Here is a 20,849-nt window from a genome sequence, read left to right as displayed (position 1 = left end):
CTGCGTGGCTGGGACCTGCTGCGTGGCTGGGACTTGCTGCGTGGCTGGGACTTGCTGCGTGGCTGGGACTTGCTGCGTGGCTGGGACTTGCTGCGTGGCTGGGACTTGCTGCGCGCTCGGCCCGCGTTGTGCGGTCGGGTGTTGCTGCACGGTAGGGCTGTGTTGTGCGGTTGGGCTGTGTTGTGCGGTTGGGCCCTGTTGTGCGGCCGGGACTTGCTGCACGGTCGGGCCGTGTTGTGCGGTCGGGTGCTGCTGTGCGGTCGCGACTTGTTGCGTGGCCGGGCCATGCTGTGCGCTCGGGGCCTGTTGTGTGGTTGGGCCGTGCTGTGCGCTCGGGGCCTGTTGTGTGGTTGGGCCGTGCTGCGCGCCCGGGACGTGCTGCATGGTCGGCGGCTGGGCGATCGCGCCGTCCTGCGGGGTAATCGTGGTCTGGACAGTCGGCACCTGGAGCGGGGCGAGTGACGGCTGTGCGATCGGTCCTTGGGTTGTGCCGGCCTGGGGCGTGTCTGTCAGTGGCTGTGGCGGGGCGACCGATGGTTGTGCGATCGGAGTCTGGGTTGTGCCGTTCGGCGGGTCTGTCGGCGCTTGGAGTTGGCCGGTCGGGACTGGCGGATCAATCGTGCCGTTCGGCGGGAGGGGAGTGGCCTGCCAAGCGGTGGGCGGCTGTGGCTGTGTGGACGATGGTTGTGCGATCGGTGCCTGGGTCGCTGTGCCGTTCGGCGGGGTGAACGGTGGCTGTGCGGTCGCTGCTTGTGTCGGTGTGCCCTTCGGGGGGACGGTCGGTGGCTGCCGCGGGGCCGAAGGTGGCTGGACGGTCGGTGCTTGCGGGGTAACCGAGCCGTTCGGCGGGACAGTCGGAACCTGAGGCTGGACAGTCGGTATCTGGGACTGGCCAGTCGGGGCCTGGGGCTGGGTGGTCGTGCCGTTAGGTTGCGCGGTCGGTGCTTGGGGCTGGCCAGTTGGGATCTGGGGTTGGCCAGTCGGGGCCTGGGGCTGGGTGGTCGTGCCGTTTGGTTGCGCGGTCGGGGCCTGGGGCTGCTGGTGGGGCATGCTCGACTGGGGCTGCTTCGGAAGCTGGACGCCCGGGGCATGGGTGCCGCGCGCTGCGGCCAGTTGGAGCTGCAGCTCGTCGATTCTGGCGGCGAGCCGGGTAAGTGCCCAATCGACTTCACCGGCCTTATAGCCACGCACCACCTGTTGGAAGCGCAGGGCGCGCACATCCGCGCCGCTGATGCCCTCGGCGGGCAGCACGGTCGCCGTTGTTCCCTCGGGCAGTGGTCCGAGTTCCTCAGCTCGCCCGAAGACCGCACTGGCGAGTAGGAACAGCACCGCGGCGATCAAGCCGACGATCAGCACGTACAACAGCAGCGTGAGCATGTCCCCGAGCTTATTGGCCCACGCCGACACCTGACATCCGCCCGCCCGCGAAAAATGGACCTCGAATTGCGAGCGATCATGTCGTCGCCCGCCCGACCTGTGCGATCGCCCCGTCCATCCGAGTCGGGACTGCGCTGTTGCGGGGGTCGGGACTGCGCCTTTGCGGGAGTCGGCAATGCGCTGTTGCAGCCGACAAGGACCCGCGATTATGAAAAGCGTCGCAGGGCGGCCACACCGTGCGAAGGTGAGCTTCACCCAGCCGCCAGGGTGGCCCGCGATGCCTGTGTGGGCCTGCCGGTGACGAGTGCCCTCCATGGTGACTGTGCGGCCCGTCGTGGCGGCGCGGCGCGCGATGGCAGGCCGTTGTTCGCGATACCGGTGTGGGCCTGGGTTCGCCAGTGCGGTCCGTGGTGACCGTGCGGCCCGTCGTGGCTTGCCCGGCGTGCGATGGCAGATGTGGCATGGGGCGACATGTGCCGCCCGCGATGGCAGGCTGCAAGTATGTTCCGATCGGTCTCGCCCTGATCGGCACCGGCGTCGGGTGCACCGGCGTCGTGGGTCCATTGCTGGGCGGCGTACTCGTCGACAGCTTCGGCTGGCGGGCGCTGTTCTGGTTCGTGGCGGCGTTCGTTCTCGTGCTGACGCCGCTACTGCTGACCGTGGTTCCGGAATCCCCGGGCCGAGTGCCGGACCGGGTGGCCCGCGGCTGCGGGTGGCGCGTCCTATCAATACCGAGCGGCATACCCGCGAGTCCGCGGCGTCGCACTGCGGGTTTGTCGGCGGTATCGGTAGCGCCCTAGCGGCGGGTGTGGCGTGTGGTTATTGGTGGCGGGTCGTGTCGATTCCGGGTGGCATGCTCGCGAGTCCGCAGAGCGGGTTTGTCGTCAGTATCGGTAGCGCCCTAGCGGCGGGTGTGGCGTGTGGTTATTGGTGGCGGGTCGTGTCGATTCCGAGTGACATGCCCGCGAGTCCGCGACGTCGCACCGCGAGTTTGTCGGCGACGTCGAGCAGCGCCTTGGCAGCCGGATTCTCCGGGTCGCACAATACGATCGGGGTGCCCTCGTCGCCTGCCTCGCGCAGCCGCTGCTCGATCGGAATCTGGCCCAGCAGTGGCACATTCGCTCCGACGGCACGGGTGAGGCGCTCGGCGACGGATTGGCCGCCGCCGGAACCGTAGAGGTCCATTCGGGTGCCGTCGGGCAGATCGAGCCAGGACATATTCTCGATGACGCCCGCGATCCGCTGCCGGGTCTGCAGCGCGATCGCACCGGCGCGCTCGGCGACCTCGGCGGCCGCGGGCTGCGGGGTGGTGACGACCAGGATCTCCGCATTCGGAATCAGCTGTGCGATGGAGATCGCGACATCGCCGGTGCCGGGCGGCAGATCCAGCAGCAGCACATCGAGATCGCCCCAGAACACATCGGCGAGGAACTGCTGCAGCGCCCGGTGCAGCATCGGACCGCGCCACACCACCGGCGTATTGCCCTGGGTGAACTGCGCGATGGAAATCAGCTTCACATTGTGCGACTGCGGCGGCATGATCATCCGCTCGACCTGTGTCGGGCGCGCGTCGGTACCGAGCATCCGTGGAATCGAGTGGCCGTAGATATCCGCGTCGAGCACTCCGACGGACAGTCCGCGCGCGGCCATCGCGGCCGCGAGATTGACCGTGACACTGGACTTTCCGACGCCGCCCTTACCAGAGGCCACCGCGTACACGCGGGTGAGCGAACCGGGCTGGGCGAACGGGATAACCGGGTCGGCGGAGTCCCCGCGCAACTGCTTGCGCAGGCTGGTGCGCTGCTCATCGCTCATCACATCGAGGTCCACTGTGACCGCGCCGACGCCCGCGACATCGGCCACCGCCTTGGTGACCCGCTGGGTGATCTCGGTGCGCAGCGGGCAGCCCGCCGTCGTCAGGTAGACCTCGATATGGACATTGCTATCGGCACCGATCGCGATGCTCTTCACCATGCCCAGTTCGGTTATCGGTTTGCGGATCTCCGGGTCGTCGACCTTCGCGAGGGCTCCCCGCACATCCGCTTCCGTTACCACTGGCATGGCACGATTTTACGTTGTCTCAGATTCGCGGCAGGTCCCCGGGCTTAGGTGCGATGCCGGAGGCATACGATCCGGCCCACGCCATCACATTGGCGACATAGGCCATGGAGTTGTTGTAGCGCAGGATCGCCCGGGTCTGCTGGGTGAGATCGCGCATATTCAGCCCGCCGTCGCACAGGTACCGGCCCGCGGTCAGTGCCGCGTCGAACAGATTCTGCGGATCGGCGATGCCGTCGCCGTTACCGTCGGCGCCGTAGCGCTTCCAGGTCTCCGGCAGGAACTGCATCGGGCCGATCGCGCGGTCGTATCCGCTGAGTCCGTCCAGCGCGCCGCCGTCGGTATCGCGAATGACGTGGTTGCCCGCGAGGCTCCCGTCGAGCACGGGACCGTAGACCGGTGTCAGCGGATTGCCGTCCGCATCGGCCTTACCGCCGAAGGCGTGCGTCGATTCGACCCGGCCGATACCGGCGAGCATGTACCACGGAATTCCGCAGACCGGATTCTCGGCGGCGAGTATGTTTTCGGCGTTCTGATAAGCCGCGACGGCGACGCCGGGAATGCCGAGCGGCCCGGCTGGCAGTGCGGCCGGTTGCCTACCATCGGGCAGCGCAACGGTTTTCACGATCGGCGGCGCGCTCGGTGCCTGCTTTGCCATTGCGTTCGCGACGAATTCGGTCGCCGCCGGTTCCGCGGCGACCGATAATCTCGCCGCCTGGTTTTCTTGATCGTCCCCCGGAATGTGTTGCAGGACAGACGATTCGCTCGGATCGCCGGTGCCCGCGGACGCGGCGACAGCCACCAGTCCAGCGGGAACCAATCCGGTCAATGCGATAACGGAGCTGCGCTTGATCGTCGCAGGCGACTGCTTTCGGTGACGCCCCACTGTGCGGTGACCCTCCAATTGACTCGATAACGAGCCCTTCGTGATGGACGAAGTAGAGGGTACCGCATTCGAGACCTTTTTGTTACTGCTTCGTTATCGGGCCTCGGTGTGGCGTCGTCGCTTCGGTATCAGCCCTGGTCTCAGCCCTGCGGGGCCGGTACGGGCCCGGGCAGCGGGATCACGATGCCGAATGGCAGCGTGATGCCCGGGGCGGCCGGCGGCGGGGTGGCGGCTTCGGTCGGCGGCGGCTCCGGTGCATCGGCCACGCCGGGCTCCGGTGTCTTCTCCGGGGTGTTCTGCGGTGTTTCGCCCGGCGATTGCGCCGGATTCTGCGCATTCGGTGCGGGCGCCGGTTGGACGGCATCCGGTTGAGCGGGAGTGCAATTGGCGGGTTGCTGCTGCGGCTGCTGCTGATCCGGGTGCTGCTGGTTCTGCTGCTGAGGATCCTTCGGCTCGCCGTTTTCCGCAGCACCGTAGGTCTGCGCGGGTGCGATGGGCGACTGTGCCGGATCATCGGGTGCGGGCAGCTGCGCCGGGGCCACCTGCTGCGGATCGCATGGCGGCTTGGGTACCGGTCGCGGGCAGAAGATGCCACACGGGATCGGCGGCAGACCGGGGATGGTGATCATCACCTCGGTCGGTGTCGGGATGATCACCGTGTTCGGCGGCAGTTCGGGCTTGGTGGTTGTGGTCGTCGGTGCCGCCGAGGATGCGGCCAACATATCCGGGCCCGCCGTGATCGGCGCGGTACCCGGCGGGATGAGGTCGGGCGAGATGCTCACCTGGCTCGGGGTGCCGCCGGTGCGGTAAGCCGCCGACCAGCTCAGCACATTGGCGGCGTAGGCGAGGGAGTTGTTGTAGCGCAGCACCGCGCGCAGTTCCTGCTGCGGATCGCGCAGGTTCAACCCGCCCGAGCACAGGTACTTGCCCGCGGCGAGCGAGGCGTCGAAGACATTGTGTGGATCGGTGATGCCGTCACCGTTGCCGTCGGCGGCGTACCGGCTCCAGGTGCCGGGCAGGAACTGCATCGGCCCGATCGCGCGCACCGCACTGCCGTCGGCCGCCTTGATCACCTCGTTGCCCGGTAGCGAGCCGTCCAGCGCGGGTCCGAAAATCGGCGTCACGGTGGTGCCCGCCGCATCGGTGCGTCCGCCGCCCGCGTGCAACGATTCGATCCGCCCGATCCCGGCCAGCAGGCTCCACGACAGACCGCAGCCGGGCATCGAGGATTCCAGCGCGAGCTCGGCGTTGCGATATGCCGCGAGCACGATTTCCGGGATGCCGAGCGCGCCACCGGTGGCGGGCAGGGCGATGTCATGCAGCGGCACCGAACCCGCGAACAGCGGCGTGCCATCGGCAAGCGGAGTCATTGCTCGAAGTTTGCGGGGGGCCTCGGGTGTTACCGGAAGGAGACCAACTGTCCGGGACAATGCGGCCTCGCTGGTGTTGCCGGATGTTCCGTCGGCGACATCCGGGCCGGTCGACGCCGCGAGCAATGCCTCGGGGGCGGTATCGGGAGTGGTGGATTGGGTGGCATTGGTACCCGAGCCGGTGGCCACAAGACCAGCCACGACCAGCGCCGAGACGGTTATCGGAGCAGAGATTCGCATTCGGCCACACCAATCCTCTACGTCGTGAGAGCGCCTGTCCGGGACATCCCCCGCCCGTCCGCTCGGGACAACGTCGTCCAGGTTACCCGTGGGTCACAAGCTTGTTGAGCATTTCCTGTCAATCGTCAGCAACTGGCGGTGAAACCTGAACTGTGCCCGGCTTTCTGCCGGAGCTTTTCTTGCGATTGGCCTTCGGCGGTCTATCGGAGCTCGACTCGGAATCCGGTGACTGCGCGGCCTCGATCCGGTCCAGCACCTCTCGCATTTCCTCCAACTCCCGGCGCAAATAGTCACGCGTAGCAACCTCGCCGACCGCGATCCGCAGCGCCGCGAGTTCGCGGGCGAGGAATTCGGTATCGGCCTTGGTCTGGGCGGCCCGAGTTCGGTCCTCCTCCAACGACACTCGGTCCCGGTTGTCTTGTCTGTTCTGGGCTAACAGGATCAGCGGCGCGGCATATGCGGCCTGGGTGGAAAACGCGAGGTTGAGCAGGATGAACGGATACGGATCCCAGCGCAGCGCGATTACGAAGACGTTCAGCAGGATCCAGACGATCACCACAATCGTCTGGATCGCCAAATAGCGTCCGGTGCCGAGGAATCGGGCGACCCGCTCGCTGGAACGGGCCAGAGCCTCGGCGTCGTAGTCGAAGCGGAACCGGTATTCCAGCGGCGTTTCCAGCCGCTGGCGCGCCGGATTCTTCTCACTCGGCATCGACTACCCCCTCGTGGCCGACGACCGCGTCGTGGCCCGTATCTTCCTGCTCACGCCAATCCTCCGGTAGTAGATGGTCGAGTACGTCGTCCACACTGACCGCGCCGAGCAGGTGGTTCTCCTCGTCCACCACCGCACCGCAAACCAGGTTGTAAGTCGCGAAATAGCGGGTCACCGCACCGAGCGGGGCATCGGGGCGCAGCGGCGACAGATCGGTATCGAGAATGCCGCCGACCAGGTGTGCCGGGGGTTCGCGCAGCAGTCGCTGCAAATGCACCGAGCCGAGGAAGCGGCCGGTCGGCGTCGCGGTCGGCGGCCGCACCACGAACACCATGGTGGCCAGCGCGGGTGTCAGATCCGGATTGCGCACCCGGGCGAGCGCTTCGGCGACGGTGGTGGCCGGGGTCAAGACCACCGGTTTCGGCGTCATCAGACCACCGGCGGTATCGGGGGAGTGCTCGAGCAGCCTGCGGACCGGTTCGGACTCCTCCGGATCCATCAGTGCCAGCAGCGATTCCCGCTCGCCGGTCGGCAGTTCGCCGAGCAGGTCTGCGGCGTCGTCGGGATCCATCGCCTCGAGCACGTCGGCGGCCCGGCGCACCTCGAGGTGGCCGAGCAGATCGACCTGGTCGTCGTCGGGAAGTTCCTGCACGACATCCGCGAGTCGCTCGTCGTCGAGCGCGATCGCCACCTCAATGCGCCGCTTCTCCGGGAGTTCGCGCAGCATATGCGCGACATCGGCGGGGCGCAGGCCCTCGAACTGCTCGAGCAGTTGGGTGACGTCCTGACCCGGCCTGCCGATCTCGTACGGCGTCAGCCCGCTGACCTGCATCCAGTCCACCACGTGCACGGTCCGTCGGCGGCCGAGCCTGCGATGTCCGCGGACCGCGACCCTGGTCACCCGCCAGTCCCTGGTCCGGCTTTGTTCGATACCCAGATCGACAACGAGCACATCTACATCCGCCAGATCCGGCAGATCCGGATCAGCGACGCGCACCGAAGAATCCACGATCTGCGCCAGGGCGAGCATCTCACCGGGACGCTGGGTGAAGCGCCGCAGGCTCACCGTGCCGGTATTGAGCGCGACAACACCGGGTTCGATCGTGGTCACCCGCAGCATGGGCACGAAAATCCGGCGCCGGGACGGCAATTCGACGACCAGACCGTGCACCCTTGGTTGCTGGCGGTCGTAGCGGATGGCCACGACGACGTCCCGGATGCGGCCGATAGACTCGCCGTCCGGGCCGAGTACCACCAGTCCGGCCAGCCTGGCGACGTACACCCTGGTTGCTGCCATGGCTGTCAGGTTAGAGGGTTCGCGGACCGGTACTCGCACCATGCCACGATCGACGGGAGTGATCATGAAGCCGCGCCGCTCGGTGCTCGCCTGCCCCGGTAGCAGCAAGAAGATGATCGATAAGGCCAAGGGCTTGCCGGTCGACGAGGTCTTCCTCGATTTGGAGGATGCGGTCGCACCCGCCGCGAAGGCCGAGGCCCGCGCGAATATCGTGGCCGCGCTGAACGACACCGGCTGGGGTGAGCAACTGCGGGTGGTGCGGGTCAACGATTGGACCACCCAGTGGACCTACGCCGATGTGATCACCGTGGTCGAGGGCGCGGGTGCGGCACTGGACGCGATTCTGCTGCCGAAGGTGACCGACGCCGGTCAGGTGCAGGCGCTGGACTTGCTGCTCACCCAATTGGAGAAGGTCAGCGGGCTCGAGGTCGGACGGATCGGTATCGAACCGCAGATCGAGAACGCCATGGGATTGCGCAATATAGATGAGATCGCCACCGCGAGCCCGCGGGTGCAGACCCTGGTCTTCGGTCCGGCCGACTTCATGGCCAGTATCAATATGCGCACGCTGGTGGTCGGTGAACAGCCGCAGGGCTATGACACCGGCGATGCCTACCACCACATTCTGATGACCATCCTGCTCGCCGCCCGTGCGCACGGCCTGCAGGCAATCGATGGCCCCTACCTGCAAATTCGGGATATCGATGGATTCCGCAGGGCGGCGGGGCGCACCGCCGCACTCGGTTTCGACGGCAAATGGGTGCTGCATCCCGGACAGATCGAGGCCGCGAACGAGATTTTCAGTCCGCGCCAGGCCGATTACGATCGCGCCGAGTTGATTCTGGATGCCTACGCCTTCCACACCTCCGAAAAGGGCGGTGCGCGCGGCGCGGTAATGCTCGGCGACGAAATGATCGATGAGGCGAGCGCCAAGATGGCTCAGGTAATCGCTGATAAGGGCAGAGCTGCGGGGATGCTGAGGTCCGCAGAGACGGGGACCACGCGTTTCACATCCCCGAACTCCGGCTCGGAATAGCAGAATAGAGATATGACGAATCCCTTGGGGAACTCGAATCGCGCGCGCCAGGGCTTGCCGACGCCGCCATCGGGCTGGCCGGTCGGCTCGTATCCGACCTATGCCGAGGCTCAGAAGGCCGTCGATTTCCTGGCCGACAACCAGTTTCCCGTGCAAGACGTGACTATCGTCGGCGTGGACCTGATGCAGGTCGAGCGCGTGTTGTACCGACTGACCTGGGGCAAGGTGATCGGCGGCGGGGTCGTTTCGGGCGCGTGGCTCGGCCTGTTCCTCGGCCTGCTACTGAGCTTGTTCACCACAAGCGGCGGGTTCGCGCCGGTGCTGGTCGGCCTGGTCGGCGGCATCATCTTCGGCGTCATCTCCACCTCCATCCCGTACGCGGCGACCAGGGGGCAGCGCGATTTCGCCTCCACCATGCAGTTGGTGGCGGGCCGCTATGACGTGCTGTGCGACCCGAAGTCGGCCGAGCAGGCTCGGGACATGCTGGCGCGGTTGGCGATCTGAGCGCATGGAGGTTGTGGACAAGGTCCGCGCCGAGGTGCTGGATCACTTCGGTGCAGCCTCGACGGGTGTCGACTCCGCGTCGGTGACCTTCCTCGGTCTCGAGCCCATCGAGATCCTGCGCATTCCGGGCGAGGAGCTGGTGCACTACGTGACCCTCGGCGGATCACGTCATCCCATGGGCGATCCCGTTGACCTGCATGCCGATCCGGTGCGCGGGCCGCGGGCCGAACTGGTGCTGACGCTGCGTGCCGGGGTCGGCCCGAGTTCCGGACTCGCCCGCACCCTCGGTGTACTCGTCGCGGCGCCCGCCGTGGAAGGTGTTGTGCTGCAGGCGGATGCGCTGCTCGATTTGGGCGAGCCGATGTGGCGCGACGCGCCGTTCACCGCGGTGTTGTTGGGACAGAGCGATATTCCCGAGGTCGCGCTGCCCGAACCTGCCGAACCGGTGCGGTATTTCGCGGTGGTTCCGGTGACCGCGACCGAGGCGGCCTGGGTGCGGGTGCGTGGTGCGCAGGCATTGCGTGATGCGTGGGCGGAGGCCGGAATCGATGTGCACGATCCGGCGAGAGGCGCTGCGTCGCTGTAGATCTCAGAGCCAGTTGTTGCGGTGGAAGTTGACATACAGGCCGGTGCAGATGGTCGCGATGAGCAGCAATACGGCCGGATAGCCCCAGATCTGTTTCAGCTCCGGCATATGCTCGAAATTCATCCCGTAGATCCCGGCGATCATTGTTGGCACCGCCGCGATCGCGACCCACGCAGAGATCTTGCGCATATCAGTGTTCTGCTGGACACCGACCTTGGCGAGCGCCGCGGTGATCAGTGCGCTGAGGGCCTCGTCGAAATCGTTGATCCGCTCGGCCACCGCGGTGTGGTGATCGCCGACATCGCGCAGATAGCGCCGAACCTCTTTGGGCAACGGCATTGCAGTGTTGCGGCCGAGTGCCTCGAGCGCGGTGCCGAGCGGATTCACCGCGCGACGCAGCTCCACGACCTCTCGCTTGAGCTGGTAGATCGATTCGATGGTCACCGTGCTGCGCGGCGTGAAGACCTCTTCTTCCATCTCGTCGATATCGTTCTCTACCGACTGCGCTACCGCCACATAGGAATCCACAACGTGGTCGGCGACAGCGTGTAGCACCGCGCCGGGACCGAGTATGAGCTGGTCGGGGTGATCCTCCAATTCTTTTCGGACACTGGCGAGTCCGGTGTGCTCGCCGTGTCGGACGGTCACCGTGAAATTGGGTCCGGTGAAGACCATGATGTCGCCGGTTTCGACGATCTCACTGACCGAGTGGATTTCGTGCGGGACGTAGCTGACGGTGCGCAGGACGAGAAACAAGGTGTCGTCGTAGCGTTCCAGCTTCGGCCGCTGATGAGCGTGGATGACGTCCTCGACGGCCAACGGGTGCAGGTCGAAGACCTTGGCGATATCGGCCATCTGGTACTCGTCCGGGTCGTGCAGTCCGACCCATACGAATCCGGTTCCGCGATTGCTGACCTCGGCCATCGCATCGGCATGGCTGAAGTGGCCGGGCAGGCGCCTGCCGTCGACGTACACGGCGCAGTCGACCACCGCACGCGCGGTGGGGACCGGGATACGGGGCAGTTGCGTCCGCGCTCGGCCTTGGCTGCGGAAAGACGGTAGCGGCGGAATCGATGGCACCGCCCGATGCTACGTCGCGTGCGCGTGCGTGCGCCCTGCGAGCGCACGGTATGAAAGAAGGCGTGCGCATCGACCTGCATACCCATTCGACCGCGTCCGACGGCACCGATACCCCGGCCGAACTCGTCCGCAACGCGGCGGCGGCCGGTCTGGATGTCCTCGCGATCACCGACCACGACACCACCGCCGGCTGGGCCGCGGCGGTCGACGCGCTGCCGAAGGGATTGACGCTGGTGCGGGGCATAGAGATGTCGTGTATCGGGCTCGGTGAGGACGGATGGCCGGTCCCGGTGCATCTGCTCGCATACCTCTTCGACCCGACCGACCGGTGTTTCGCCGACGAGCGGGAACGTTTGCGCGCCGAACGGGTCGAGCGGTTGCGCGCCATGGCCGAGCACATGCGCGCTGACGGACTACCGATCGATCCGGACGCGGTGTTGGCTTCGGCCGGACCATCGGCGGGGCGCCCGCATCTGGCACGCGCGCTCGTCGCGGCCGGTGTGGTGCCGACTGTGGACTCGGCCTTCACCGAATTGCTGGCACCGCACGGCCGCTACTACGCGGAGAAGGCGGATACGCCGCTGCGCCGGGCCGTCGAAATGATCGCGACCGCAGGCGGGGTCAGTGTGCTGGCACATACCCGGGCGCGTAAGCGCGGGCGGCTGCTGGCGATCGACGATATTCGCGAACTGGCCACCCTCGGACTCGGCGGGCTCGAAGTCGATCACCCGGATCATTCCGCGGCCGATCGCGCGCTGCTCACGGAGTTAGCTGCCGAACTCGGTCTCATCGCAACCGGTTCGTCGGACTATCACGGATCCAACAAAACCATCCGGCTAGGTGAATTCACCACCGATCCCGCGCAATTCGAGGAACTCGCGGGCAAAGCGACGGGCGTGCCGGTGATCGCCTCGTGAGAGTGCTGCGCGGACTCAGCGGAATCGTCGCCGGTGGGATGTTCGTGCTGGCCCTGGTCGTTGTGGGTACTGCGGTAATCGCTGCTCGGCGTGGCTTTCCCGGACCCGGCGGCGAATCGGTGACCTGGCATGTGGTCACCTCGGCGATCGGCCTCGGCGCACAGCTTTTTTCGGATCGACATCGCGGGTTGGCAGCTTTTTCCGGATCGGTGGTCGTTTTTATTGTCGCCGCGATATTGCTGTGGACGCAGTGGTGGAGCTGATAAATCTGTAATGGTTGCGGCCGCGTGAATTGTGGCCGAACATTTCTTTTGTGACGGATTTCGAGACGGATGTGCTCGTGCTCGGCGGTGGTCCCGCCGGGACCTGGGCCGCCATCTCGGCCGCCGCCGCGGGCGCACGGGTTGCGCTCGTCGACAAGAGCCGCTGTGGTGCGAGCGGGCCGACCGCCGCCGGGACGACTTCGCTGTGGAATATCCCACCGGGCGCCGCGCGGGATGAGGCGGTGCGCCGCGCATATGCGCACGGCGGCGGGCTCGCCGAACCGGAGTGGATGCTGCGGGTGCTCGACGAGACGCACCGGCGGGTCGAACAGTTGGTGGCCTGGGGTTATCGGTTTCCGGGTGAGGCCAACGGTGGCACGTCATTGCGCGTATGCCTGGACGGCGCGGGCTATCTGCTCCGATTGCGCCGCGGCCTGCTCGAAGCCGGGGTGCGCATTCTCGATCATCATCCCGGGCTGCAACTGCTCGTCGATCGTGACGGTGTGGTCGCCGGTGCGGTCGGTGTGCAGCGGCACAACGGCTTTCGGCCATGGACCATCCGGGCCGGGGCCGTCGTCGTCGCCACCGGCGGCTGCGCCTTCCTCTCCGGCGGTGCGGGCACCGATGTGGATACCGGCGACGGACTGCTGCTGGCCGCCGAGGCGGGCGCGCGACTGTCGGGCATGGAATTCTCCAGCGCCTACGGTCTCGCACCGGCTGTCTCCCGCGACAGCGCCTTCGCTCCCGGGCTTGCTCTGCATTTCGCAACGCTCTACGACGAATCCGGCACGGAGATCACCGGGCATCGCTCCGCGGCATTCAACGCGATCGCCGATGGCCATCGGATCTACGCGGCCTTGGACGATGTGCCGTACCCGGTCCGGCGCTGGCTGTCCAGACAGGGATTGGTCGACCATACCCGCCGGGTGCCGTTGCGCGCGGTGCTCGAGGGCACGGTCCGCGGGACCGGTGGGTTGTGCATCGCCGGGACGGACTGCGCGACCACGGTGGCCGGACTCTACGGCGCGGGTGATGTGATGACGCGCGAGCCGATAACCGGCGCGGTCGGCGGCTTCGGCGGTCAGGGCGGAGCATGGGCCATCGCCTCGGGCGTATGGGCGGGAAAGGGCGCCGCGCGATTCGCACGTGGGCGCGGCGTGACCGGTCCGGTGCGCGAGGTGGCCGGTGCGGGACTGAATCCGGTGGCTCGCATCGATCCGCGCGCAGTGGTCGGGCTGGTCCAGGAGCACACGTTGCCATTGCGGCGCAGCTACTGGCGCAGCGCCGGGAGTTTGCGCGACAGCATCGGTGAACTCGATGCCATGTGGCCGGGCGCCGAATTCGACCTCGGCGGCTTCGGCGTGCAACGGTTGCGGGCCAGACAGGCGGCGGCGCTACTGGCGGTGGCGCGCTGGACCAAATACAGTGCGCTCGCGCGCACGGAGAGCCGCGGTATGCACCGGCGCACCGATCATCCCGGCGCAGCGGCCGCTTGGCGGGTGCGGCTGACCTCCGGCGGACTCGAAACGGTATGGGTACGCTCGGACACACGCCAGACAGTTGCCGATATGATGCCCGCCCCGGAGCTCACCGCTGCCGATCCGCTGCCGATGTGACAGCTCACCGGATACGGCAGCCGAACTGCGAGTTTCTGCTTACTCCCTGGTAATTCCAGCGACCTACCCTCGAAAGATGACGCCAGGCCGGGACACGACACGCCGGTTTGGCAATGCGTCCGTCCGGCTGGCAGAATGTTGCGGATTCCCGCCTACGCCACCGCCGGGTTCGGGAACAACGGCGATCACCGCCTCGCGACGCACCGTCGCGACCCGAGGATCCCCATCGCTAGCGATTGCTTGCGGGTCGCTTGAAATGATCTGCATGTTCTACACGGACACACCCGTCCGGCTCTCGCTCTGCGGATCAGTGCCGCGCCACGTTTCGATATCGGATCATCGGATTTCCGGTGCTTTCGTTCCGACGCGAAACGTCCCGGTCAGCGCACTCGATGAGCGTGTGAAATACCTAATACCCATTACCCGGCGGTAACCCGTTCCCCGGCTTGTCCGACCCGATCAGGAGTGAAATCGTGTCACCTGTGACTGACGCAGCGAATGCCACCGCAAGCCTTTCAGAAATCACCCAAGAAGAAATTTTCGCGGGCCACCTAGGCGGCAAGCTCTCGGTCGAACTCACCGCACCGCTGGAGACCCAGCGCGACCTTTCCATCGCCTACACCCCTGGCGTTGCGAAGGTCAGCCTGGCCATCGCGGAGGATGAGGCGCTGTGCAAGCGCTACACCTGGACCGACCGGCTCGTCGTGGTGGTCAGTGACGGCACCGCGGTGCTCGGCCTCGGCGACATCGGCCCGCGCGGTTCGCTGCCCGTGATGGAGGGCAAGGCGGCGCTGTTCAAGAAGTTCGCCGGACTGAACTCGATCCCGATCGTCCTGGACACCAAGGACGTCGACGAGATCGTGGAGACCATCATCCGGCTGCGCCCGAGCTTCGGCGCGGTGAACCTGGAGGACATCTCGGCGCCGCGCTGCTTCGAGATCGAGCAGCGGCTCATCGAGGCCCTGGACTGCCCGGTCATGCACGACGACCAGCACGGCACCGCCATCGTGGTGCTCGCCGCCCTCAACGGCGCGGCCAAAGTGCAAGGTCGTGCCATCGACGACATGAAGGTCGTGGTGTCCGGCGCCGGTGCGGCCGGTGTGGCGTGCACGAATATCCTGCTCGCGGCGGGCGTCAAGGACGTGATCGTGCTCGATTCCAAGGGCATCGTCAACATCGAGCGCGGCGATCTCAACGCGGTAAAGGCCGAACTGGCACAGCGCACCAACCCGCGCGGGCTCGCCGGTGGTGCGGCCGAGGCGCTGGCCGGTGCCGATGTGTTCCTCGGACTCTCCGCGGGCACCATCGCCGAAGAGCTGATCGCCTCGATGGCGCCGGAGTCGATCGTGTTCGCCATGTCGAACCCGAATCCGGAGATCCACCCCGATGTCGCGCACAAGTACGCCGCGATCGTGGCCACCGGGCGCAGCGACTTCCCGAACCAGATCAACAATGTCCTCGCGTTCCCCGGCGTCTTCAAGGGCGCGCTGGACGCGGGTGCGCGCCGCATCACCGAGGGCATGAAGATCGCCGCCGCCGATGCCATCCTCAGCGTGGTCGCCGATGAGCTCGCCCCGGACAAGATCGTGCCGAGCCCGCTCGACCCGCGGGTCGCGCCGGCCGTCGCCGAGGCTGTGGCCGCCGCCGCTCGCGCGGAGGGCGTCGCGTAATTCGACCGAAAATACGGGGCTGCTCACTCGGTGAGCAGCCCCGTATTGCGTTGTGCGCGTTGATCAGTGGGGAACGAAGACCGCCGAAACGAATTCTGCGATTTCGGCATCGCTGAGGTTCTTGGCGATATCGGATTCGCAGATCATGCCGACGAGTCGCTTCTTGTCGTCGATCACCGGCAGTCGTTTGATCCGGTCGTGCTCCATCATGTCCAGCACCTGACGGACATCGGCATCGGCCGATATCCAGCGCGGGGTGCCCTCGGCCAGATCCCCGGCCCGGATCTTGCTCGGATCATGGCCCATCGCAATGCATTTCACGACGATGTCGCGATCGGTCAGCATGCCGACAAGCCGGTCGTCGCTGCCGATCGGCAATGCGCCGATATCCAGCCTGCGCATCATCTGCGCGGCCCGATCCAGCGTTTCGTCGGCGGGGATCCACTCCGCGTTTTCGTGCATGATGTCGCGCGCCTTCATAGAGCGACTTTTCACGGTACGCCTCCTGGTCTCGGATGAGTGATCCCGCAGAATTCGGCTCCGCGATCGAGCGAGCATCCGCGAAGCAAACTTCTGCGGCCACGTCACATCGTGACCCATGTCACATCATTGGTCAATGCCTGGTCGGTCAGCGCAGGCGAGCGGTCATCGACGCGACGCCGTCGCCGGTGAGCAGGTCCATTGCCGCTGTGCGGCCGGTGGCCAGGAGTAATAGCGCGGTGATCGGGCCGTGGATCTCGGGTCCGCTGCCGTGGGTCCAGTCGACGTCGGAGGCGACCAAGCGGACTCCGTCGAGGCGGTGTTTATCCCATACCGGCCATCCGATGGTTACCGCATGACCGGTCGCGGCCGCCGCGGCCGCTGGTTCGATGCCGATCGTGCGTGCCAGCGGTATCGCGATGTCCTGGCCGTGCACCATGGTGTCGAACAGGATGTTGCGATAGTTGGTGAGCTTGGGCAGCTCGCGGGAGCCGGCGTTGTCGCGGATCGCCGAAACGATTTCTGCGGCTGGATGTTGCGCGTAGCGCCTGGTCAGGTCATCGATGAACCGGTTGTAGTTCCCGCGCGCGCGGATCCCGGTGCCCAGCATGACGCCGATCGAGGGTGGTTGTGGTGTCAGCGCGATGTGTGCGGCGACCTCCCGGACTCGCCAGCCCGCGCACAATGACTGCGTTTCCCATTCGTCGGCCGAGAGGTCGGCCAGCAGGTCGGCAATCGCGCGCCGCTGCTGTTCGATGGTCTGCCAACAGGTTTCGCGGTCCATAGTGCGCTCCCCGGGGTTCGGACCGCACGTAGGATTGGTCAGATAGGCTTATCAATGTAGTAAGCTTATTTGACCAAAGTCAAGGAGCGGGATGGCCGACGGCGATATGAATGTGGGCCTGCTGATGTTCATCGCCCACCGATCGATGGAGGACCGGATCTTCGCCGACCTCGCCGAGTCCGGATACGACGATGTCACCGTCGCCCAGGGGCGGCTCGCGGCGCGTATCGGCGCCGATGGCAGCCGCCTGACCGAGTTGGCCGAGCAGGCCCAGGTCACCAAGCAAACCGCCGGATTCCTTGTCGATCAGCTCGAACGCGCCGGCTATGTGCGGCGGGTGCCGGACCCGAGCGACGGTCGGGCGCGGTTGGTCGTGCTGTCCGAACGCGGGGTGAAGATGGCGGCGTACGCGAACTCCGTCGCCGACCGGATCGAGGCCGAGTGGGCGACGCACCTCGGTGCGCAGCGCATGCGGCAGTTGCGCGACATATTGGCCCGGCTGCGCGAGATCACCGATCCCTATGCCTGAGCCCTAGTCCGTGGTCTGCAGGATTCCGGCGGGGGTGACGGGCAGCTGAGAGGCGCGGCGCAGGCGACCGGTGCCGGGGGCGCTGGCCCAGACCGCGAAGGCCAGCAGGCCGTCCATAACCATGGCGAGGACCGCGACCAGCAGTGCTCCCACGAGGACGCGGTCGTAGCGGTAGACGGCGATGCCGTCGAAGATGTAGCGGCCGAGACCGCCCAGGTTGACGAAGGCGGCGATGGTGGCGGTGGCGATGACCTGGAGGGTAGCCCCGCGCAGACCGGTGAGCAGGATCGGCAGCGCGTTGGGGACCTCGACGCGGAAAAGGATCTGGCGCTCGGTCATGCCCATGGCGCGTGAGGCGTCCACGACATCTGTCGCGACATTGGCGATTCCGGCGTAAGCACCGGCCAGCAGTGGCGGAATACCGACCGTGACGAGTGCGAGCAGGGGCGGAATCAGGCCGAGTCCGAGGCCGAGCACCAGGAAGGTCAGCAGGCCGAGGGTGGGCAGGGCGCGCATGGCGTTGGCGAATCCGACCAGCACCGCGGAACCGCGGCGGGTGTGCCCGATCACGAGCCCGAGCGGGACCGCGACCGCCGCGGAGACGACGACGGTCAGGAAGCTGTACCAAAGGTGCTCGGCGATGCGGTGTTGGATACCTGCCGGGCCGGTCCAGTTCGCGCTGGCGGTGAGGTAGTGCCAGGCATCGATGAAAAGGTTCATGTCGCAGCGCCTTTCGCGGTCCTGGTGTCCGCACGCGTCCACGGGGTCGCCCAGCGTCCGATGGCGTACACCAGGCGGTCGAAGATCAGGGCCAGCGCCAGCGTGACGATGATGCCCGCGATGATCTCGTCCGGATAGTCGCGCTGATAGCCCTGGGTGAAGAGTTTGCCGAGCCCGCCGACCCCGATCAGCGCGCCGACCGAAACCATGGCGATATTGGTGACCACCACCACGCGCAGGCTGGAAACGAAAACCGGTATGGCCAACGGCATATCGACGGTCACGGTGCGCCGCAGCGAACTGAAGCCCACCGCGTCGGCGGCGTCGATGACCGTGGGCGACACCGAATCCAGCGCCGTCGGCACCGCGATCACCAGCAGCGCCGTCGAATACACGGTGAGCGCGATTATCACATTCAACGGATCGATGGTCGAAATTCCGGCCAGCGGCGGAATGATCACGAACAGGGCGAGCGACGGAATCGTGTACGACAGGCTGGCCACCGTCACCGTGACGCGCCGCAGCCAGGAAATCCGGCGCACCAACGCGCCCACCGGAATCGCGATGATCAGCCCGAGCAGTAGCGGCACCAATGCGAGATAAAGGTGGGTCCTGGTGAAACCCATGATCTCGGAGAAGTTGTCGATCAGATACTTCATGCGTTTTCGGTTTCGAAGAAATGCCGATTGCGCTCGTCGTCCTCCAGTGTGCGCTGTCCGGCGAGCTGCTCGAGTACTTCCGGAGCCCGGATACCGCCACGGGCCGCACCGAAATCGTCAACGGCGACACCGATTCCCGACGGCGAGGAGATCGCCGCGTCCAGCGCCTGCCGGAGATCGCCGTCCGGCGGGAAGAGTGAACCACCCGCGGCGATGCTGTCGTGCAACGCCCGCCCGGCCCGAATGCTTTCCACACCGGTGACATCGATCCACCCGCGCGGAACACCGGAATCGGTGACCACCAATACCCATTCGCCCTGGTCCAGGCGCAATTCGGCGAGTTCGGGTTCGGTCGCGGTGTGAATCTCGTGCAGTGTCAGGCTATCCGCGCTGCGGAACGACAGTGCGCGATAGCCGCGATCACGTCCGACGAAGCCGGCCACGAAATCGGTTGCGGGCGCGGCGAGTACGCGCTGCGGTTCGTCGTACTGCTGCAGGACGCCACCCGGTCCGAATACCGCGATCCGGTCGCCGAGTTTCACCGCCTCGTCGATGTCATGGGTGACGAAGACAATCGTTTTGTGCAATTCGGCTTGCAGCCGCAGCATTTCGGCCTGCAACTCCTCGCGCACCACAGGATCGACCGCACTGAACGGTTCGTCCATCAACAGCACGGGCGGATCGGCGGCCAGCGCCCTGGCCACCCCTACCCGCTGCTGTTGTCCGCCGGAGAGCTGGGCCGGATACCGGTTGGCCAGCGATCGGTCCAACCCGACCCGGTCCAGCACCTCGAGTGCGGCCATACGGGCCGCGCGACGCCGAACCCCCTGCAGCACAGGCACTGTCGCGACGTTGTCGACGACCGTGCGGTGCGGGAGGAGTCCGGCGCTCTGGATCACGTAGCCGATACCGAGCCGCAGCTGCACTGGATTCACCGTCGAAATATCCGCGCCGCCAACGGTGATGGTGCCCGAACTGGGCGTGATCATCCGGTTGATCATGCGCATCGAGGTGGTCTTACCGCAGCCCGATGGTCCGACGAAGACGGTGAACGAGCCGGATTCGATGCGCAGCTCGAGTTCGGAGACGGCATGCGTGCCGTCGGGATAGGTCTTGCTGATACGACTGAATTCGATATCGGACACGCTGGCTCCTACCCGGTGGGCTTGTTCAGCCCCTGGGCGGTGACCCACTGCTGTGCTGCGGCCTTGGGCTCGGTCTTACTGCTACCGGAGACCGCCTCGTTGAGCTTCAGCAGCTCGTCGGTAGTGAGTTTCGCGGAGACAGCGTTGAGCGCGGCGAGTGCTTTATCGGTCTTCTTGGCGGAATTGAACAGCGGCACCACATTCTGGGCGGGGAAGTTGTGCTTCGGATCCTCCAGCACCACCAGATTGTTCTGTGCGATCGCGGGAGAGGTGGTGAAGATATTGGCCGCGGTTACCGTGCCCTCGACGAGCGCGCGCACCGTCGCGGGCCCGCCGCCGTCGGCGATCGGCACGAAATTGTTGGCGGCGATATCCAAGTTGTAGTTCTTCTTGAGACCGGGTAGGCCGCCTGCGCGCTCCTGGAATTCGGCGGGCGCACCGAACTTCACCTCGGCCGAATGTGCCGCCAGATCGGCGATGCTGTGCAGATTCCAGCGTTCGGCGGTGGCCTTGGTGACCACGACGGCGTCCGAATCCTGGCCCGGAGCCGGAGTGCCGACGGCGAGATCGGAGCCCGAACCCGTGGAACCCAGTGCTTTCGTGAGGGCGGCGTCGATATCACTGGAACTGGTCGCGGTGGCGTTCTTGTCCAGGTACTGCAGCAAGTTGCCGTTGTACTCGGGGATCACCGAGATCGCGCACTGGCGCAATGCCGGGATATAGGCCTCGCGACTACCGATATTGAGTTTGGTGTCGACATTGAATCCGTTGACGCGCAACACTTCCGCGTAGATATTCGCGACCGTCTCCGATTCCGGGAAGTTCGCCGAGCCGACGGTCAGCCCGTCACCCTCGCAATTGCCCTTGGCCGCAAGCGGATCGGAGTTACCGCAGGCGGCCAGGATCATGGCGGCGGCCAG

General features: G+C 66.3%; 22 protein-coding genes and 1 pseudogene. 10 read left to right on the top strand and 13 right to left on the bottom strand.

What is annotated here, in order from left to right:
• Window positions 1-462 (top strand): hypothetical protein (locus AB0J47_RS12510; RefSeq protein WP_364344349.1); only part of this gene is annotated, 462 nt, incomplete at its 5' end.
• 684 nt (window positions 463-1,146) lie between these two features.
• Here AB0J47_RS12510 and AB0J47_RS12505 read toward each other — a convergent pair.
• Window positions 1,147-1,377 (bottom strand): annotated as a pseudogene (locus AB0J47_RS12505) (DivIVA domain-containing protein); the annotation flags it as partial.
• 485 nt (window positions 1,378-1,862) lie between these two features.
• Between AB0J47_RS12505 and AB0J47_RS12500 the strand changes: the two are divergent.
• Window positions 1,863-2,177: an MFS transporter gene (locus AB0J47_RS12500; protein ID WP_364344346.1), complete on the top strand. Its 315-nt coding sequence runs from the start codon at window positions 1,863-1,865 to the stop codon at window positions 2,175-2,177.
• A 124-nt stretch (window positions 2,178-2,301) separates the two neighbouring features.
• Here AB0J47_RS12500 and AB0J47_RS12495 read toward each other — a convergent pair whose 3' ends face one another.
• The 5 genes from AB0J47_RS12495 to AB0J47_RS12475 form a co-directional block, all read right to left on the bottom strand.
• Window positions 2,302-3,438, bottom strand: coding sequence for an Mrp/NBP35 family ATP-binding protein (locus AB0J47_RS12495; protein WP_364344343.1), 1,137 nt, complete (start codon window positions 3,436-3,438; stop codon window positions 2,302-2,304).
• Window positions 3,439-3,457: 19 nt separating this feature from the next.
• Window positions 3,458-4,321 (bottom strand): lytic murein transglycosylase, encoded by an 864-nt coding sequence (locus AB0J47_RS12490; RefSeq protein ID WP_364344340.1) that lies wholly within the window; start codon window positions 4,319-4,321, stop codon window positions 3,458-3,460.
• 140 nt (window positions 4,322-4,461) lie between these two features.
• A complete protein-coding gene (locus AB0J47_RS12485; RefSeq protein ID WP_364344337.1) occupies window positions 4,462-5,931 on the bottom strand; it encodes a lytic murein transglycosylase in 1,470 nt (489 codons plus the stop codon).
• 118 nt (window positions 5,932-6,049) lie between these two features.
• The gene (locus AB0J47_RS12480; protein WP_364344334.1) at window positions 6,050-6,643 is read right to left on the bottom strand and encodes a DUF1003 domain-containing protein; all 594 of its coding nucleotides are present in this window, start codon (window positions 6,641-6,643) and stop codon (window positions 6,050-6,052) included.
• Window positions 6,633-7,940 carry a CBS domain-containing protein gene (locus AB0J47_RS12475; RefSeq protein ID WP_364344331.1) on the bottom strand — a complete coding sequence of 436 codons (1,308 nt, stop codon included), beginning with the start codon at window positions 7,938-7,940 and terminating at the stop codon, window positions 6,633-6,635. Before AB0J47_RS12475 ends, AB0J47_RS12480 begins: the two co-directional genes overlap by 11 nt.
• A 64-nt stretch (window positions 7,941-8,004) precedes the next feature.
• Here AB0J47_RS12475 and AB0J47_RS12470 point away from each other — a divergent pair, with 64 nt between their 5' ends.
• The 3 genes from AB0J47_RS12470 to AB0J47_RS12460 are packed head-to-tail and all read left to right on the top strand — an operon-like array spanning window position 8,005 to window position 10,066.
• A complete protein-coding gene (locus tag AB0J47_RS12470) occupies window positions 8,005-8,976 on the top strand; it encodes a CoA ester lyase (protein ID WP_364344328.1) in 972 nt (323 codons plus the stop codon).
• Window positions 8,977-8,988: 12 nt separating this feature from the next.
• Window positions 8,989-9,480 carry a general stress protein gene (locus AB0J47_RS12465; RefSeq protein WP_062993263.1) on the top strand — a complete coding sequence of 164 codons (492 nt, stop codon included), beginning with the start codon at window positions 8,989-8,991 and terminating at the stop codon, window positions 9,478-9,480.
• Window positions 9,481-9,484: 4 nt separating this feature from the next.
• Window positions 9,485-10,066, top strand: coding sequence for a suppressor of fused domain protein (locus AB0J47_RS12460; protein ID WP_364344324.1), 582 nt, complete (start codon window positions 9,485-9,487; stop codon window positions 10,064-10,066).
• A 3-nt stretch (window positions 10,067-10,069) separates the two neighbouring features.
• Here AB0J47_RS12460 and AB0J47_RS12455 read toward each other — a convergent pair whose 3' ends face one another.
• Window positions 10,070-11,146: a magnesium and cobalt transport protein CorA gene (locus AB0J47_RS12455; protein WP_364344321.1), complete on the bottom strand. Its 1,077-nt coding sequence runs from the start codon at window positions 11,144-11,146 to the stop codon at window positions 10,070-10,072.
• Window positions 11,147-11,208: 62 nt separating this feature from the next.
• Between AB0J47_RS12455 and AB0J47_RS12450 the strand changes: the two genes are divergently transcribed.
• From AB0J47_RS12450 to AB0J47_RS12435, 4 genes are all read left to right on the top strand, one after another.
• Entirely contained in the window at window positions 11,209-12,063 is an 855-nt protein-coding gene (locus tag AB0J47_RS12450; RefSeq protein ID WP_364344318.1) for a PHP domain-containing protein, read from the top strand.
• Window positions 12,060-12,326, top strand: a complete 267-nt coding sequence (locus AB0J47_RS12445) for a hypothetical protein (RefSeq protein ID WP_364344315.1) — start codon at window positions 12,060-12,062, stop codon at window positions 12,324-12,326. The genes AB0J47_RS12450 and AB0J47_RS12445 overlap by 4 nt, the downstream gene beginning before the upstream one ends.
• 50 nt (window positions 12,327-12,376) lie before the next feature.
• Window positions 12,377-13,942, top strand: a complete 1,566-nt coding sequence (locus AB0J47_RS12440) for an FAD-binding protein (protein ID WP_364344312.1) — start codon at window positions 12,377-12,379, stop codon at window positions 13,940-13,942.
• Window positions 13,943-14,424: 482 nt separating this feature from the next.
• Window positions 14,425-15,612, top strand: coding sequence for an NADP-dependent malic enzyme (locus tag AB0J47_RS12435; protein WP_364344309.1), 1,188 nt, complete (start codon window positions 14,425-14,427; stop codon window positions 15,610-15,612).
• Between the two features lie 63 nt (window positions 15,613-15,675).
• On the opposite strand, the gene AB0J47_RS12430 is transcribed toward AB0J47_RS12435, so the two are convergent.
• Together AB0J47_RS12430 and AB0J47_RS12425 are read right to left on the bottom strand one after the other, a co-directional pair.
• Window positions 15,676-16,092: a CBS domain-containing protein gene (locus AB0J47_RS12430; RefSeq protein WP_364344609.1), complete on the bottom strand. Its 417-nt coding sequence runs from the start codon at window positions 16,090-16,092 to the stop codon at window positions 15,676-15,678.
• Window positions 16,093-16,240: 148 nt separating this feature from the next.
• Window positions 16,241-16,876: a maleylpyruvate isomerase family mycothiol-dependent enzyme gene (locus AB0J47_RS12425; RefSeq protein ID WP_364344306.1), complete on the bottom strand. Its 636-nt coding sequence runs from the start codon at window positions 16,874-16,876 to the stop codon at window positions 16,241-16,243.
• Window positions 16,877-16,967: 91 nt separating this feature from the next.
• On the opposite strand from AB0J47_RS12425, the gene AB0J47_RS12420 reads away from it, so the two are divergent.
• The gene (locus AB0J47_RS12420) at window positions 16,968-17,405 is read left to right on the top strand and encodes a MarR family transcriptional regulator (protein WP_364344303.1); all 438 of its coding nucleotides are present in this window, start codon (window positions 16,968-16,970) and stop codon (window positions 17,403-17,405) included.
• A 3-nt stretch (window positions 17,406-17,408) separates the two neighbouring features.
• Here AB0J47_RS12420 and AB0J47_RS12415 read toward each other — a convergent pair whose 3' ends face one another.
• Genes AB0J47_RS12415 through AB0J47_RS12400 form a run of 4 tightly spaced genes read right to left on the bottom strand, consistent with a single transcriptional unit; the run spans window position 17,409 to window position 20,837 of the window.
• The gene (locus AB0J47_RS12415) at window positions 17,409-18,125 is read right to left on the bottom strand and encodes an ABC transporter permease (protein WP_364344300.1); all 717 of its coding nucleotides are present in this window, start codon (window positions 18,123-18,125) and stop codon (window positions 17,409-17,411) included.
• A complete protein-coding gene (locus AB0J47_RS12410) occupies window positions 18,122-18,784 on the bottom strand; it encodes an ABC transporter permease (RefSeq protein ID WP_364344297.1) in 663 nt (220 codons plus the stop codon). The genes AB0J47_RS12415 and AB0J47_RS12410 overlap by 4 nt, the downstream gene beginning before the upstream one ends.
• A complete protein-coding gene (locus AB0J47_RS12405; RefSeq protein ID WP_364344294.1) occupies window positions 18,781-19,929 on the bottom strand; it encodes an ATP-binding cassette domain-containing protein in 1,149 nt (382 codons plus the stop codon). The genes AB0J47_RS12410 and AB0J47_RS12405 overlap by 4 nt, the downstream gene beginning before the upstream one ends.
• An 8-nt stretch (window positions 19,930-19,937) precedes the next feature.
• A complete protein-coding gene (locus AB0J47_RS12400) occupies window positions 19,938-20,837 on the bottom strand; it encodes an ABC transporter substrate-binding protein (protein WP_364344607.1) in 900 nt (299 codons plus the stop codon).
• Window positions 20,838-20,849: the final 12 nt, after the last annotated feature.

Source organism: Nocardia sp. NPDC049737 (genome assembly GCF_040674755.1).
Lineage (GTDB): Bacteria > Actinomycetota > Actinomycetes > Mycobacteriales > Mycobacteriaceae > Nocardia.
This window is presented reverse-complemented; position numbering and strand designations above follow the sequence as displayed.